The organism is Jiella soli (assembly GCF_020615385.1).
GTDB lineage: Bacteria > Pseudomonadota > Alphaproteobacteria > Rhizobiales > Rhizobiaceae > VKMB-3413.
The window spans coordinates 13,601-28,532 of record NZ_JAJAVB010000022.1; the positions used below are offsets into that span (position 1 = coordinate 13,601).

The 14,932-nt window shown below is 66.9% G+C and carries 15 protein-coding genes; 7 read left to right on the top strand and 8 right to left on the bottom strand.

Annotation, left to right across the window (positions count from 1 at the left end):
• Positions 1–78: 78 nt before the first annotated feature.
• Entirely contained in the window at positions 79–1,029 is a 951-nt protein-coding gene (locus LH400_RS11600; RefSeq protein ID WP_229152844.1) for a sugar ABC transporter substrate-binding protein, read from the bottom strand.
• A 106-nt stretch (positions 1,030–1,135) separates the two neighbouring features.
• Entirely contained in the window at positions 1,136–2,158 is a 1,023-nt protein-coding gene (locus tag LH400_RS11605; protein ID WP_229152845.1) for a LacI family DNA-binding transcriptional regulator, read from the bottom strand.
• A 126-nt stretch (positions 2,159–2,284) separates the two neighbouring features.
• Here LH400_RS11605 and LH400_RS11610 point away from each other — a divergent pair, with 126 nt between their 5' ends.
• Genes LH400_RS11610 through LH400_RS11625 form a run of 4 tightly spaced genes read left to right on the top strand, consistent with a single transcriptional unit; the run spans position 2,285 to position 5,615 of the window.
• Positions 2,285–3,070, top strand: coding sequence for an ATP-binding cassette domain-containing protein (locus LH400_RS11610; RefSeq protein WP_229152846.1), 786 nt, complete (start codon positions 2,285–2,287; stop codon positions 3,068–3,070).
• 1 nt (position 3,071) lies between these two features.
• Positions 3,072–3,995 (top strand): CoA transferase subunit A, encoded by a 924-nt coding sequence (locus tag LH400_RS11615; RefSeq protein WP_229152847.1) that lies wholly within the window; start codon positions 3,072–3,074, stop codon positions 3,993–3,995.
• On the top strand, positions 3,992–4,753 hold the full coding sequence (locus LH400_RS11620) for a CoA-transferase subunit beta (RefSeq protein WP_229152848.1): 762 nt from the start codon (positions 3,992–3,994) through the stop codon (positions 4,751–4,753). The genes LH400_RS11615 and LH400_RS11620 overlap by 4 nt, the downstream gene beginning before the upstream one ends.
• A gap of 1 nt (position 4,754) precedes the next feature.
• On the top strand, positions 4,755–5,615 hold the full coding sequence (locus tag LH400_RS11625) for a CoA transferase subunit A (RefSeq protein ID WP_229152849.1): 861 nt from the start codon (positions 4,755–4,757) through the stop codon (positions 5,613–5,615).
• A 29-nt stretch (positions 5,616–5,644) separates the two neighbouring features.
• Here LH400_RS11625 and LH400_RS11630 read toward each other — a convergent pair whose 3' ends face one another.
• The 6 genes from LH400_RS11630 to LH400_RS11655 all read right to left on the bottom strand — a co-directional run bounded on the left by LH400_RS11630 (position 5,645) and on the right by LH400_RS11655 (position 11,535).
• On the bottom strand, positions 5,645–6,838 hold the full coding sequence (locus LH400_RS11630; protein WP_229152850.1) for a CaiB/BaiF CoA transferase family protein: 1,194 nt from the start codon (positions 6,836–6,838) through the stop codon (positions 5,645–5,647).
• Positions 6,835–7,677: a hypothetical protein gene (locus LH400_RS11635; protein ID WP_229152851.1), complete on the bottom strand. Its 843-nt coding sequence runs from the start codon at positions 7,675–7,677 to the stop codon at positions 6,835–6,837. Before LH400_RS11635 ends, LH400_RS11630 begins: the two co-directional genes overlap by 4 nt.
• The gene (locus tag LH400_RS11640; protein ID WP_229152852.1) at positions 7,677–8,573 is read right to left on the bottom strand and encodes a CoA transferase subunit A; all 897 of its coding nucleotides are present in this window, start codon (positions 8,571–8,573) and stop codon (positions 7,677–7,679) included. Before LH400_RS11640 ends, LH400_RS11635 begins: the two co-directional genes overlap by 1 nt.
• Positions 8,570–9,412 carry an ATP-binding cassette domain-containing protein gene (locus LH400_RS11645; protein WP_229152853.1) on the bottom strand — a complete coding sequence of 281 codons (843 nt, stop codon included), beginning with the start codon at positions 9,410–9,412 and terminating at the stop codon, positions 8,570–8,572. The genes LH400_RS11640 and LH400_RS11645 overlap by 4 nt, the downstream gene beginning before the upstream one ends.
• A 79-nt stretch (positions 9,413–9,491) precedes the next feature.
• Complete coding sequence (locus LH400_RS11650) at positions 9,492–10,517, bottom strand: substrate-binding domain-containing protein (protein WP_229152854.1); 1,026 nt, start codon at positions 10,515–10,517, stop codon at positions 9,492–9,494.
• Positions 10,518–10,542: 25 nt separating this feature from the next.
• Complete coding sequence (locus LH400_RS11655; protein WP_229152855.1) at positions 10,543–11,535, bottom strand: ABC transporter permease; 993 nt, start codon at positions 11,533–11,535, stop codon at positions 10,543–10,545.
• A gap of 245 nt (positions 11,536–11,780) precedes the next feature.
• Here LH400_RS11655 and LH400_RS11660 point away from each other — a divergent pair, with 245 nt between their 5' ends.
• The 3 genes from LH400_RS11660 (at position 11,781) to LH400_RS11670 (ending at position 14,904) form a co-directional block, all read left to right on the top strand.
• On the top strand, positions 11,781–12,938 hold the full coding sequence (locus tag LH400_RS11660; RefSeq protein ID WP_229152856.1) for a LacI family DNA-binding transcriptional regulator: 1,158 nt from the start codon (positions 11,781–11,783) through the stop codon (positions 12,936–12,938).
• 263 nt (positions 12,939–13,201) lie between these two features.
• Positions 13,202–13,606: a plasmid mobilization relaxosome protein MobC gene (gene mobC / locus LH400_RS11665; protein ID WP_229152857.1), complete on the top strand. Its 405-nt coding sequence runs from the start codon at positions 13,202–13,204 to the stop codon at positions 13,604–13,606.
• On the top strand, positions 13,603–14,904 hold the full coding sequence (locus tag LH400_RS11670; RefSeq protein WP_229152858.1) for a relaxase/mobilization nuclease domain-containing protein: 1,302 nt from the start codon (positions 13,603–13,605) through the stop codon (positions 14,902–14,904). The genes mobC and LH400_RS11670 overlap by 4 nt, the downstream gene beginning before the upstream one ends.
• Positions 14,905–14,932: the final 28 nt, after the last annotated feature.

Here is a 14,932-nt window from a genome sequence, read left to right on the forward strand (position 1 = left end):
GCGGAACTCTTCGTGGATTTGGGGAAGACGATCGGGCGCGGAGGGCGGGAACGGCCGCCGCGCCCGGCAGGACGGCGGTTACTTGCCGAGCGATTCGACGAAGTCGATATAGGACTGCACGTCCTTCGGATCGTCGCGGCTGTAGACCTTCACCGGCACGAGAACCTTGCGCGGCGGGTTCTTGCCGGTCAGGCTCTGCACCGCCGTCTCGACGGCCGAATAGCCGACCTTGTAGGGCTGCTGGTCGGACACGGCATAGACCTTGCCGTTCGGGTCGAGCATCGCCTTGGCAAGCTCCACGCTCATGTCGACGCCGTATAGCTTGACGTCGCTCTTGATGCGCTTTGCGGCAGCCGCCGAGCCGGACAGCGATCCCGAATTGGAGGCCCACACGGCGGAAATGTCCGGCGTGCGCTGCAGGATGGTCTCGAGCGCGGAGGCGCCCGCGTCCGGCGTCGCCGCGGCGACCTCGCTGACGACCTCGATATCGTCGCCCTTCAGGTTCGACATCGCGCCGTCGCGACGAACCTTCATGTTAGGGTTCGTCGGCGGCAGCGTGATCAGCGCGACCTTGCCGCCGCCCTTCTCGTCCAGAGACTCGCGCATCTTGGCGGTGACCTCGGCGGCGAGCTCGAAGCTGTCGACGCCGATCGTGTGCTTGGCGATGCCCGGGTCATTGAAGGGCGCATCGTAGTCGATGACGGTGACGCCCTGCTTGGCCGCGCGCCGCGCCGCCGCCATCGAAGCCTGGGCGTCGAGCGGCGGCATGATGATCGCATCGACCTGCCGCGTCATGAAGTTCTCCACGACCTGCGCTTCCGTCGACAGCTGGCGCTGGTTGAGGCTGACGGCGAGATCGACGTCGTACTTCTTGGCGGCGTCTTGCATGCCCTTCTCGACTTGCTGCCAGAACTGCGAATCCCGTGCGTAGATGATGGATCCGATCGAAATCTGCCGCGCCTGAACCGCGCCGGCGGAAAGCGATGCGGCCACCGCAATTGCTGCGGCCGCGAACCTGAACTTGCCCATGGTCTCCTCCCGACTGGCAATGGTCTCTGCGAAACGTGCTAAAAAAATAAAAACGTTTCGATGCTCTGCTACAGCCATGGACGCGCCGGGTCAAGAGGCAAGCGCGTCAGTCGGCGCGAGGCTGGGCCGTGGTCCCTCGCACGATGAGCCGGGTCGGCAGGATGACGCAGGCTGTCGGCCGCTGCGGGGCCGCGACGCGGCGCAGAACGAGCCGCGCCGCCTCCTCGCCCATCGCGCGTTTCTCCAGGCGGATCGTGGTCAGGTCGAGCGCCTTGATGCGCGCGAGCGCGATGTCGTCGAGCCCGACGACGGAAATGTCCTTCGGGACCGAGAGGCCCCTCTCCGAAAGCCCCTGGATCAGTCCGATCGCATTCATGTCGTTGCTGGCGAAGATGCAGGTGGGCGGCTCTCGAAGCCCGGCGAAGAAATTGGCCGCTTCAAGCCCCACGTCGAAGCTGTAGCGCCCGTGGTAGATCAGCTCCTCGGTCTCGCGGAAGCCCAGCTCTTCGGCCGTCTCCCGATAGGTCTGGAGCCGCTCGCGCGCCGAGCTGGAGCCCAGCGGCCCGGTGACGAAGCCGACGCGCGAATGACCGAGGCGGCCCACGAAATGCATCGCCTCCTTGACGCCGCCGACATTGTCCGAGCCGACATAGTCCAGATCCAGGACCGGATCGCGGCGCTGGAGGAGCACCACCGGCGGGCCGCCGCGCAGCATCTCCCGGACGCGCTCGTCCTCGAGATGCTGGGAAATCAGGACGAGCCCGTCCACCCGGCGATCGATGAGCGCCCGCATCGCGTCGACCTGGCGCTCCAGGCTACCGTCGGTATCGGCGAGCAGAATGGTGCATCCCGCTGCGTTGGCGACATCCTCGACCCCGCGCACGAATGCCGAGGAAGAGGGGTTGGCGACGTCCTCGATCAGGACGCCGAGGGCGAAGCTGCGCTGCGCCCGAAGCGAGCGCGCGACGATCGAAGCCCGATAGCCGAGGCGGTCGGCGGCTTCCATGACGATGGCGCGGGTTTCCGGCCTGACCATCGACTTGCCCGCGAGGGCGTTCGACACCGTCGACAGCGCCAGTCCCGTTTCCCGCGCGACATCCTTGATCGTCACCTTCTTCTGATCCGGCATCCGGTCCCCGCTGTATTGACAGACCATGAGAATCTTGCGTAGTCCGTAGAAACGTTTTTATCAACGTCCGCGACGATCGATGACCGCCGCCCATCCACTGTCGCCGCAACTCGGGAGGACGACGGAGTGAGCGAAACCATGCCACAGTCGACATCGGAGCCGCTGCTGCGGATCCGCGGCCTCAGCAAGCATTACGGCGCGGTGCAAGCCTTGCGCGGCGTCGACCTGGATATCATGCCCGGCGAGACCGTGGCGCTGGTGGGCGACAACGGCGCCGGCAAGTCGACCCTGGTGAAGCTGATCTCCGGGGCGATCCAGCCGAGCGGCGGCGAGATGGCGTTCGCCGGCCGGCCGGTCCGCTTTGCCTCGACGGACGCGGCCCGGGCCCTCGGCATCGAAACCGTCTACCAGGACCTCGGCCTCTGCAACAATCTGTCGGTCGCGGAGAACATCTTCCTCGGCCGGGAACAGACGGTGGGTGGCGGCCCCTTCCGCTTCCTCGCAAAGCGCCGGATGCACCGCCGGGCCAAGGAAGCCCTGCACGGCCTGACCATCAATGTCCCCTCGACGAAGGCCAAGGTCCTCGGTCTGTCGGGCGGCCAGCGCCAGGCGGTTTCGCTGGCGCGCACCAAACTGTGGTCGAGTTCGCTGGTCTTGCTGGACGAGCCGACGGCGGCCCTCGGCGTGCAGGAGACCGAGCGCGCGATGGAAGCCGTGCGTTCGCTGCAGGCGGCCGGGGTCGCCATCGTTTTGATCACCCATCAGATGCCCATGGCGCTGGCGATGTCGGACCGCGCGATCGTGCTGCGCCGCGGCGAGAAGGTGGGCGATCTGTCGACCAGGACGGCGACCGGGGACGATCTCGTCTCGCTGATCACCGGCGCCCGCGAGCGTCATATCGAGGCCGCCTGAGGTGAAGGACAAGCGGGTCTCCCTGGAGGAAGCCGTCCGCCTCGTGCCGGACGGCTGTTCCATCACCGCCGGCGGCTTCGCCCATTCGCACCAGCCGCTCGGCTTCCTGCGCGCCCTGATCGCAGAGGGCCGGCGCGATCTCGCCATCATGGGCGTGGCGGAGTGCTGGGTCGCCGAATGGCTGGCTGCAGCCGGCATGCTCGACAAGGCGTGGTTCTCGAACTTCATGTTCGAAGGATTCGGCCGCTGCCGCCGCTTTTCCGAGGGCATCGAGGCCGGCGAGATCGCAACCGAGGATCACAGCCATTTCGGCATGGTCATGCGCTTCGTCGCGGCCGCCGAGCGGCTGCCTTTCATACCGATGCTCTCCCAGGGCGGGACCGACATCGCCACGACAGGTGGCATCGAGCGGCCCGAAGAGAAGATCCAGATCATCAAATCTCCCTTCGGGGGCGAGCCGGTTGCGGTGACCTCGCCGCTCAGGCCCGACGTCGCGATCATTCACGCTGCGCGCGCCGACGCCTGCGGCAACACGCAACTCGACGGCGCCACCGCCGTGCTGGCGGAACAGGCTGCCGCCGCGAAAACCGTTATCGTGACGGTCGAGGAGATTGTCGAGCCCGGCGAGATCGCCGCCAACCCTGCGGCCACCTTGATCTCGGGCTTCTACGTCGATGCGCTCGTCCACCTGCCCTACGGCGCCTGGCCGACCGGCATGTATGGCTATCACGATCCGGACATGGGCTTCCTCGACGACTACTACCAGGCGTCGCGCGACCCGGCTTCGTGCGCGAGATGGATCGAGGAGCATCTGCGGGGTCCGGCCGACCATTGGGACTGGCTGGGTCGCGCGGGTGTCGCCCGGCTCCTCGCCCTGCGATCGGATCCCGCGCTCGGCTATCGTCCGGCGAAGGACGCAGCATGAGCCGCGATGCCTTGATGGCGATCGCCGCCGCGCGCGAGATCAATGACGGCGAGGTCGCCTTCATCGGCACCGGGCTGCCGATGGTCGCGGCCTATCTCGCCAAGGCGACGCATGCCCCGAGCGTCACGCTGGTCTTCGAGTCCGGCATCATCGATCCCGCGCCGCTGGAACTGGCCACCGGCGTCGGCGAGTACCGGCTGGCCTACGGCGCGTCCGCCATCCGCGGAACGCGCGCCGCCCTCACCCTTCTTCAGCAGGGCAGGGTTGATCTCGGCTTCCTCGGGACCGCCGAAATCGACGCCTACGGCAATCTCAACTCCACCGCGATCGGCGACTATCGCCGGCCGAAGGTGCGGCTGCCCGGCTCGGGCGGCGCCAACGACATCGCCTCCATGGCCGCCCGCACTGTCGTCATCGCAAGGGCCGGTCGCCGGCGGTTCGTCGAAAGTCTGAACTATCTGACGACGCCCGGCCACCTCACCGGCCCCGGCGCGCGCCGGCAAGCCGGACTGCCCGGCGACGGGCCGGTCCGCGTCATCACCGATATGGGCGTTCTCGGCTTTCACCCGGCGACCCTGCGCATGCGCGTCGAGCGCCTGTTTCCCGGCTTCACGCCCGACCAGATCCAGGCCGAGATCGGCTTCCGGCTGGAGGATCCCGGCGAGATCGTGACGGACGCGGCTCCCGACGCCGAGACGCTCGCCCTTCTGCGGCGCATCGATCCGGCCGGAACCTATGTGAAACTGCAGGACGAGTGACGTGAGCGCGCAAGACAAGGTCGCAACTCTCGCCGACGCCGCGGGCCTGATCGAGAACGGGACGCTTCTGGCCCTCGGCGGCGACGACCGAGGCCAGCCGGCGGCGCTCTGCGCGGAACTGATCCGCCATGGCCGCCGCGATCTCCGGCTGGCCGGTCATTATCGCGGCTTTGCCGCCGAGCTTCTGATCCGCTCCGGTTGCGGCCGGGCCGAATGCCTTCCGGTCGGCGCGGTCCGCGGCCAGGACCTTTTTCCGAGCGACCGGAACGGCATCGGCGCCTCGCAGCAAGCCGTGTTCGCACGATTGCACGCGGCCGCGATGGGCCTGCCATTTCTGCCGCTCGCCGATGGGAGCGGGGACGAGTTGGCAAGTCCCGTCGCCGATCCCCTCACGGGGAAAGCCGTGCGAACCGTCCCGGCGCTCCACCCCGATATCTCCGTGATCCATGCCGATGCGGCGGACGAACACGGAAACGTCCTCATCGTCGAGGGCAGGCGGGACGCGATTCCGGCAGACATCGTTCTGGCTCGGGCGGCGCGAAAGGTGATCGTCACCGTCGAGCAGATCGTCAGTCGCCGCACCATCGCGGCCCGCCCGCAGGATCTGGCCCTGCGAGCCGAGGAGGTGGCGATGGTGGTGGAAGCGCCTTACGGCGCGCACCCGACCGGCTTTTCCAACCGGTATCGCCCGGACGAGGAGGCGCTCGCCGCGTTTTGCGCCGCCGGTGCGGCCGAGGCCTCCCTTGCCGACTGGCTCGGCCGCTGGGTCGAGGCGCCCGGCGACCATATGGCCTATCTTGAAAGGCTCGGGGCTCGCCGGCTGATGGACATCGCGCTGAGCCGCCGCGCGGGCCTTGGTTGACCGAACCGCGCGGAGAGCTCCCGAGAAAATCAGACGACGCCGTCGCCGCGCAGACGGGCGATCCGGTCGGCATCATAGCCGAACCATTCGGCGAGAACCTCGTCGGTGTGCTCGCCGAGGCTCGGCGGGTGGCGGCGCACCGAGGGTGGGGTCTGCGACAGGTGCATCGTCAGGCCCGGCGTGGTGAAGCGCCCGGCCTTCGGATGTTCGATCTCCAGGATCTGGTTGCGATGCCTGAGCTGCGGATTGTCGATCACGTCCGCGGGCGTGGCGACCTTGGCATGCGGCAGGCCGGCCTCCTCGAGCCTCGCCAACACCGTCTCGGTGTCGCGCGCGCCGAACCAGGCGGCCACCTCGGCCTCGATCGCCTCGACATTTTCCATGCGCTGGTGAACGCTCGAAAAGCGCTCGTCTTCCAGGAGGTCCGGGCGCTCCATCATCCCGCAAAGCCGCTTGAACAGGCCGTTGGTCCCCGACAGCATCAGCACGTGATCGTCCGAGGCCGTGCGGAACACGTTGGCCGGCGCGGAATACCGGTCGCGGTTGCCCATGCGGTGCAGCGTCTCGTTGCGATGCGTCTGGCTGCCGAGCGCCGTCGTCAGCAGCGCCGTCGCGCTTTCGAGCAGGGAGACGTCGACCATCTGCCCCTCGCCGGAGTCCCTGCGTGAGAGCAGCGCGCCCAGCGTCGCGGTCGCGGCGTACATCGCCGTCATGTAGTCGATGTAGAAGGTGCCGGCGAGCATTGGCGGCCCCTCCGGGTCGCCGGTCAGCGACATCAGGCCACTCATCGCCTGCGCGATGCCGTCGAAACCCGGCCGCATCGCGCCAGGGCCATCCTGCCCGAAGCCGGACAAGCGCGTCATGACGAGGCGCGGATTGATCTCGTGCAGGACCTCCCAGCCGCAGCCCATCGCCTCCATCGTACCGGGGCGGAAGTTCTCGATCACGACGTCCGCCTTGGCCGCCATCTCCCGCAGCATCTCCTGCGCCTCGGGCGAGCGGAAGTTCATGGTGATCGAGCGCTTGTTCCGGTTCAGCGCCAGCATGTAGAAGCTTTCGCCGCCCTGGAACGGCGGCAGATGGCGGCTGTCGTCGCCGACACCGGCCTTCTCGATCTTGATGACGTCGGCGCCCATGTCGCCCAGAATCATCGCGCAGTGCGGCCCGGCGATGAAACGTGAGAGATCAAGAACCTTGATCCCCGCGAGGATTGATTTGCTCATCGATTGCTGTCTTCCGACCGTCCTGCGGTCAATATTCCGTGCGGATCGATTTCCCCGCGGATCAGCGCCACCACCACGCGCGAAGGTGCAGGCGTCGTGGGAACCTCACCGTCGATCGCCGGCTCGAACGACATCAGATCGAGAACCTCCTCGACGCTCGTGCCCGGATGGAGGGAGCGCAATCGCATCGAGCCGTCGGAAGTTCGAAAGTCGAAGATCGCCTTGTCGGTCACGCAGAGCTCGGGTCCCGGCCCGGGCAGCCCGACGTCCGCACGGCTCTCGCCGTCGCGGGCATGGCCGAACGAGGTGACGAAGTCGACGCGTTCCACGAAGGAGCGCCGGCCGAGATCCGTCACGATGATCGGCCGGCGAATGAACGCGAGATGCTCGGTCTGCGCCAGACAGCCCACGAGGCGAACCTTCGGCGGCTCGCCCGTATTCCCGATCTCGGTGATGTTGAGATTGCCGTAGCGGTCGACCTGCGGGGCGCTTTCGAAGCTGACGTCGAACCGGCCCGCCGTCACCATGTCGATCTTGTAGCCGACGTCCACCGGGGAGGCCGCGGCCGGCCAGCGCGTGTAGACGTCCTGGAGGACGGCTTCGGGGATCCCTTCGAGCGACGGCGTGAGCAGGTTCCCCCAGTAGATGGAGAAGCCCGGCGCATGCGTCATCTGCGCGAGCCTGGCGGCGGCGATCGGAATCCCGACGGCGAGCGTATAGGCGCGCGCGGCCGTACCCAGTCCGACGAAGCCGAGTTCGCTCTCGCGCAGTTCGGCCGCGATCGCCGCGATCATCAGTTCTTCCGTGGAATAGTCCGTGGATGCGAGGCGTTCGTCCATCAGGCATACTCCCTTTCACGCACATCCAAACGGGAAAGCGCCGCCTCTCCTCCCTGGCTGGCGAGATACGCGTCATGATCGGCCAGAGGGCGAATGTTCTCGTCGAGCCAGGCGCGCGAACGGCCCTCGCGCGCCACGTCGAGCCAGTCGCGAAGGGCCTTCTCGTCCTCGTCGTAGAAGCCGTCGGTGGCCGTCGGATAGGCACCGCGCGGCGCATGAACGATGCCTTCGACGAGGGTGTGCGGGATGTAGGTCAGCGCCGGTCGCCTCACGATCTCGGCATGCGGCACGATGCGCTCGACGGAGACGAAGAGCCGGCGCGAGGCCGATGCCATCATCTGGTCGATGTCGTCGCTGTCGCGCACGATCGGCCATTGCACGTTCCCGAACTCGTCCGCGACATAGCCGTGCAGAACGGTGAAATCGGCGTCCGCGGCCCTCAGCGCCAGAACCGGCTTGCCGGTGAACGGGCATGTCATGCGCTTGATCTCGCCCGGGCTCTTGTCCGCCATGCCGGTGCCGAGCAAAGCCTTGTTCGGCAGGAAATCGAGCCCCATGGCCTTCGCCCTGAAGCGCGCGACCATGGCGCTCTCGGAATAATCGTGCGTCTCGATCTCCCCGGCCTCGACGGCGCGGCGGAAATTCGGCGCGAGGCCGAGCCGGAAGAAGCCGGCATAGATTCCGTCCCAGCGCCGGACCGCGCCGGCGGCGGCCAGCATGTCGGTGGCAAGGGTCGTCGCCCATGTCAGAAGCGCAAGATCGCGCTTGTCCTGCCGAACCATCTCGTGGACGAAGGCCATCGGCTGGCGCCTGAACAGCGAACCGCCCAGTGCGAGGGAAGCGCCGTTCGGAATGCGACCGACGGCCTCGGCCGCCGTCATCAGCTTCGTCTTCATGCAAGATGCTCCGCGTTTCTGTGCGAGAGGTGCTCGGGCAGGCGTCCGCCCACGATCGTGTGCACGAGCACGTCGTGCTCCACCTCGTCGCGCTCGACGGCTCCGACCATGCGTCCCGTCTTCAGGATCGCGATCCGGTCGGCGATCTGGAAGACGTGGTCGAGATTGTGCGAGATGATCAGCACGGCGAAGCCGCGCGCCTTGAGCCGTTCGATCAGGTCGAGCACCAGCCGGCTCTCCTCGACCCCCAGCGCCGCCATCGGCTCGTCCATGATGAGAAGGCGAACGTCGGAATCGAGAAGCAGCCGGGCGATGCCGACGGCCTGCCTCTGGCCGCCGGACAGGGCGCGCACGGGACGCGTCAGGTCCGGCTTGGGAAGGCCGAGTTCCTCGAAGAGCGCCTCGGTCCGCCGGCGCATCTCCGCATGATCCAGCGCGGGAACCACGCCGGCGATGCGGCGCTGCAGTTCGCGCCCCATGAAGATGTTTTCCTGCACGGTGAAGACGTCGACCAGCGCGAGATTCTGGTGCAGCGTCTCGATACCGGCATTGCGCGCTTCCTGTGGGCTGTGGAGGTCCCTGTCGCGCCCGTCGATGCGGATCGAGCCGGATGTCGGCCTGTGCACGCCCGAGATCATCTTGATGAAGGTCGACTTGCCCGCGCCATTGTCGCCGACGAGCGCGAGAACCTCGTTCGGATAGATGTCGAGATTGATGGAGTCGTTGGCGAAATGGCCGCCGTACTTCTTGGTCAGGCCGCGAATCCTGACGAAGGGGTCGGCGGAACGCTCGGTCGCAGCGCCGCCCTGCCCGGGATTCGCGTTCGCGGAAACGGTCATGGACACCTCTTGTAGGAAAACGTCGCGTCGCGGACCCGCGACCTGTCGCACGGGCCCGCCACTTTGGAGATGCCCGGGATCAGAGACCCAGCGCCTCGAGGTCGACCTTGGGGACGAGGCGTTTCTCGTTCTCCGCGTCGTAGAACTCGTCGATGTTCTGCCGGTTGATCATCGGCGACGGAAACACGATCTCTTCGGGAACCTCCTGCCCCTGCAGGATGCGGGCGGTGACCTCGACGGCCTCGCCGCCGAAGGTCGGGTAGACGAAGGTTCCTGCGAGGCGGCCCTCCTTGATCATCTTGAACGTCTCGATGGCGATGCCGTCAAAGCCGGTGACGAACATCTCCTTCTCGCGCCCGGCCTCCTCGATGGCCTGCAGCGCGCCCTTCGCCATGTTGTCGTTGTGGCAGTAGACCGCGTCGATGCTGCGGTTGGCGCGCAGGAAGTCTTCCATCAGCTTGAGCGCTTCCGAGCGCGAATAATTGCCGATGCCCTCGGCGGCGATCTTCATGCCGGGCTGCTTCTTCAGAGCCTCGACCCATCCATTGCCGCGCGCCTGGCTGACCACCGATCCGGGCTTGCCCTTGATGTGGACGCAATTGCCTTTGGCGCCGAGCCGGTCGATGTAGTAGGCGCCGGCCTTCTGTGCCGTACCGTAGGTGTCGGCGGCCAGATGGCAGGCGAATTTCTGCCCCTTGTTCAACGACGACGACATCACGATGATCGGGATGTTGGCGTCGTTGAGCGCCTGGATGCCCGGGCCGATGGCGTCGGGGTAATAGGTGATCATGATCACTGCGGCGACGCCGCGCGTCGCGAGATCCTCGAGATTGCGGATCTCCTGCGAGGGCTTGTCCCGCGCGTCCATGTCGAGGACGTCGAGACCCTTCTGCTTGGCGCTGGCCAAGACGTCGCTGCGCTGGACCTGCAGCCATTCGTCGGTGCCGTAGGACTGCGAAAAGCCGATGGTCTTGCCTGCGAGGCCGTCCGCAGCGAAAGCCGAGCGCAGGATGAACGGCGTTGCCAGGCCCGCCAGGCCGAGGCCGGCACCCGCCTTCAACACCCCGCGGCGGTTGGGGTGAACATTCTTCTTGGAATCGGTCATCACAGCTCCTCCTTCTTGACGACGTTCAAGCCTTGCGGTTGCGCAGGTCGCTGACCACCACGGCGACCACGATGATCACGCCCATCGCCAGCATCTGGACGAAGGACGACACGCCCAACAGGTTCAAAAGATTGGTGATCATGGCGAGTACCAAGACGCCGAGGATGGTCCCGGCCACGCCGCCGACGCCGCCGTCGAACGCGGTTCCGCCGATCAGCACGGCCGCGATGGCATCGAGCTCGAAGAGATTGCCCGCATTGGCCTCGGCGACCGAGACGCGGCTGACCAGAAGCAGGCCGCCGACACCGGCGAGGAAGCCCGAAAGGGCGTAGACCTGCATCTTGATGCGGTCGACGGGGATCCCGTAGACGCGCGCCGCCTCCTCGTTCGCGCCGACGGCGTAGACGTGGCGGCCCCAGCGCGTGTTGTGCATCACGTAGACGAACAGCAACCAGATGCCGACGAACAGCAAGACGGGCACCGGCACGCCGAGGACGTATCCCGATCCGAGCCACCGGAACACGGCGTCGGCGCCGCTCGCATAGACGTCGCCGCCATCGGAATAAAGATACACGCAACCGCGCGCGAAGATCATCATCGCCAGCGTGGCGATGAAGGGCTGCATCTTCAGCTTCGTGATGATGAAACCGTTGACGAGACCGAGGATGGTGCAGAACAGCAGCGCCATCGCCCAGGCGATCGGCGATCCGTACTGCGCGGCGGCGGCGGCCGTGACGGCCGACACGCCGACCAGCGAGCCGGCCGAGAGATCGATGCCGCGGCACAGGATGACGACGGTCATGCCGATCGCCACGACACCGCTCATCGAGGCGCCGCGCACCACGTTGAAGAGGTTGGTGAGGTCGAGGAAATAGGGCGAGATCAGGCTCGCGATGACGAACAGCGCGACGAAGCTGATGACGTGGCTGTATCGCAGAAGGAGCATGCCGGATTCCAGCGAGCGCCCGCCCGCCTGCTTCTTCCCGGCCAGTTCCTGGCGAACCTGCGTGGAGCTCATACCTGCTGCATCCTGTTCTTCCTGATCTTCCGGAACCGAAGAGCGGCCGACCGGGCAGGCGTCCCCCGTCCGGTGTCGGTCTCGTGCATGGAAAGCGCGCGGTCGACGCGTGAGTGACGGCGCGACCGGCTCGGTCGCGGCGCTAAGCGCGTCTGACTCTTGGGAAAATCATCATAGCCTCCTCCGCGGGATCCAGCGCCTCCACGCTGTGACATCGATCCCATGTGGTATCCTTCTCTCATTCCATGGCGTCGGTCAAGTGGCTTGTCTTGCCCCCACCCGAGGGCGGCGGTAAGCAACGAGAGAGGGAATTTGGAGGGGCCATGGCCAAACAACCGACCTTGACCGACGTCGCCCGGGCGGCGGGCGTTTCCCGTTCCACTGCGGCCCGCGCCCTTTCCGGTTCGGGCTATGTCGCCAAGGCAAAGCGCGAGCTCATCGAAGCGCAGGCGAACGGGCTCGGCTATCGGGCATCGGCAATTGCCCGCACCTTGCGCACGCGGCGCTCGCATACGGTGGGCATTCTCATCGCCGACATCACCAACCCGATCTTCCCCCGCATCGTGCGCGGCGCCGACGAGGTGCTGACGGGCGAAGGGATGACGCTGCTTCTGTGCAATACCGACCAGGAGCCGGAACGCCAGGCATCCTTCACCCAGGTGATGATCGAGCGGATGGCGGACGGCCTCATCCTGGTTTCCCAGTCGATCCGGCCGGAGCTCGTCGATCTGCTGCGGCGCGGGCCGCCCATCGTCTTGGTGAACCGGACACCCGAACCCGGCGCGTTCGATTATGTCGGGCCGGACAACGCCCAGGGCATCGACGCCCTGATCGAGCACCTGACGAACCACGGCCATCGCCGGCTCGGCTTCATCCGCGGCCCGCGCAATTCCTCGACCGCGTGCGAACGCTACGACCGGTTCGTCCGACGGATGGGCGAGCTTGCCCTTCCCCTGCCGCGTTCGGCGATCTTCGACGGCGACTACAGTCCCGAATCCGGCCGCGCCGCGGCCGACGCCATGTTGAACCTTCCGGCGACGGAGAGGCCGACGGCCATTCTCGCGGCCAACGACTTCGTGGCGCTCGGTCTGATCGACCGGGCGCGGGAACTCGGATTTGCCATTCCGCAGGACCTCTCGGTCACCGGCTTCGACGATGCGTTCGGAGAGGCCGCCTGGCATCGTGTCTTCCCGGATGCCCCCCGCATGACGACGGTCGGACAACCACGTCGGGAAATCGGCCGCCAGGCCGCGAACCTTCTGCTCGACAGATTGGCCGACACGAGCCGCGCCCCGACAAAGATCATCGTGCCCGTCTCGTTTATCCAGGGTACGACAACTGCTGCGCTGGCTCCCCAACCGTCACTGCCGTCGCCTCGCCGCCGGCGCGGTAGGACGATGTAATGGTTCAGAGTGACCCTGCGCCGATCGGCGCCGCGACCCCATGCCGGTTCAAAGTGAGGTTCTCACTTTTGTTCTGGAGTGGTGGCGATTTTGGTGCACAACGGCGGAAGGCTGGCGAACGAGTTGTTCGACACCCTGGCGGAGTGGAATGCCTACCTTGAGCACCGGAAATCCACGGATTTCCTGGTGCCGCCATGCTCTCCCTAGGCGATATCTTCACCACCACCGTTACGAGGTCGGACCGGCCGGCGGCGCTGCCGCCTATGGCCGGGACCGTCGAGGCGGAGAAGGCGCCGAAGCGTAAGCGCGGCGCGCCCTTCTCCATCCGTCTGACGGAGGAGGAGCGGGCGCGGCTGGCTGAAGAGGCCGCCGGCGAACCGCTCGGCACCTATATCAAGGTCAAAGTGCTGGGCTCTGGTCCGGCCCCGCGCAAGCGCCGGACGGGCCAATCCATTGAGGACCGGAAGGCGCTTGCACAGGCGCTCGGCCTACTCGGCCAAAGCCGCCTCGCCGCCAACATCAATCAATTGGCGCGGGCGGCGAATACCGGCTCCCTCCCTGTCACCCCCGAGACCGAATCCGAGCTAACCCGCGCGCTCTCGGACGTCCGCAATCTGCGCCTGCTGCTGCTCGCCGCCCTCGGCCTCAAGGCGGAGGAGCCGGCATGATCCTGAAAGCATCGCAGCGCGGCGGCGGACAGGATCTGGCGCGCCACCTGATGCGGGTGGACGATAACGAGCATGTGCGCGTCCACGAGCTGCGCGGCTTTGCCTCCGACGACCTCAAGGGCGCCTTCAAGGAGGCGGAAGCCATCGCCCGGGGCACGCGCTGCCGGCAGTATCTCTTCTCCTTGAGCCTGAGTCCGCCGGAAGGGGCGGTCGTGACTGAAGCGCAGTTCGAGGCCGCGATCAGTCAGGTCGAGGACAAGCTCGGCCTGCAAGGCCAGCCGCGCGCCGTCGTCTTCCATGAGAAGGAGGGCCGCCGGCATGCGCATTGCGTGTGGAGCCGGATCGACGCCGGCACCATGACGGCGCGGCAAATGTCCTTCTTCAAGACCAAGCTGCAGGCCGTCTCGCGCGGGCTTTACCTCGACCACGGTTGGGAGGTCCCGCGCGGCCTGCTGGACCGGGCGGCGCGGGACCCGGCCGGCTTCACCCTCGCCGAATGGCAGCAGGCGAAGCGGCTCGGCGTCGATCCGCGCTGGCAGAAGCTGATCGTCCAGGAATGCTGGAAAGACTCGGCCAGCCTCAAGGACTTCGAAACGGCGCTGGAGGCCAAAGGCTTCTTCCTCGCCAGAGGCGACCGGCGCGGCCATGTCGTCGTCGACCATGACGGCACCGTCCATGCCCTGGCCCGCATGCTGGACCTGAAAGCCAAGGACATCCGCGCCCGTCTCGGCGACGAGGCCGATCTGCGCTCGGTTGATCAGACGAAGGCCCGGATTGGCGAGCGGATGACCCCGGCCATTCGCCGCCATGTCGCCGAAGGCAAGGCGCGCTTCGCGCAAAGCGCCCGAATGCTGGATGAGGAGAAGGCCGCCATGACGCTGCGCCACCGCGCGGCGCGCGGCCGGCTGGACCTAGCGCACCGGGCCGAATGGGAGAGCGCGGTTCGGGACTGCGCGGATCGCATGCCGCGCGGGATCAGCGCAATCTGGCAGCGGCTGAGCGGCCAGTATGCCGAGACGCGCCGTCGCAACGAAACGGCAATGGCATCCCTGTGGCAGCATCAGACGAATGCGCGGCAGGACCTCATCGAGAAGCAGCTGGCGCAGCGTGCCGCCCTGCAGGAGCGAATCAGGGACCTCCGCCGCGATCAGGCCAGCCAGCTTCGCACCTTGCGCGAGGAAATCGGGCGCTTCCTCGCCTTCACACGCGGGCAGCACGGCCCGTCGCGTGACCAGACCCGCGCCCCGGATCGTGCCGCCGCTCGGCAGCGCAGCCTCGGGCTGCGGCTAGAGCGGTAGCCCTGTGCGCATCAAGGAGGCGTGCAAA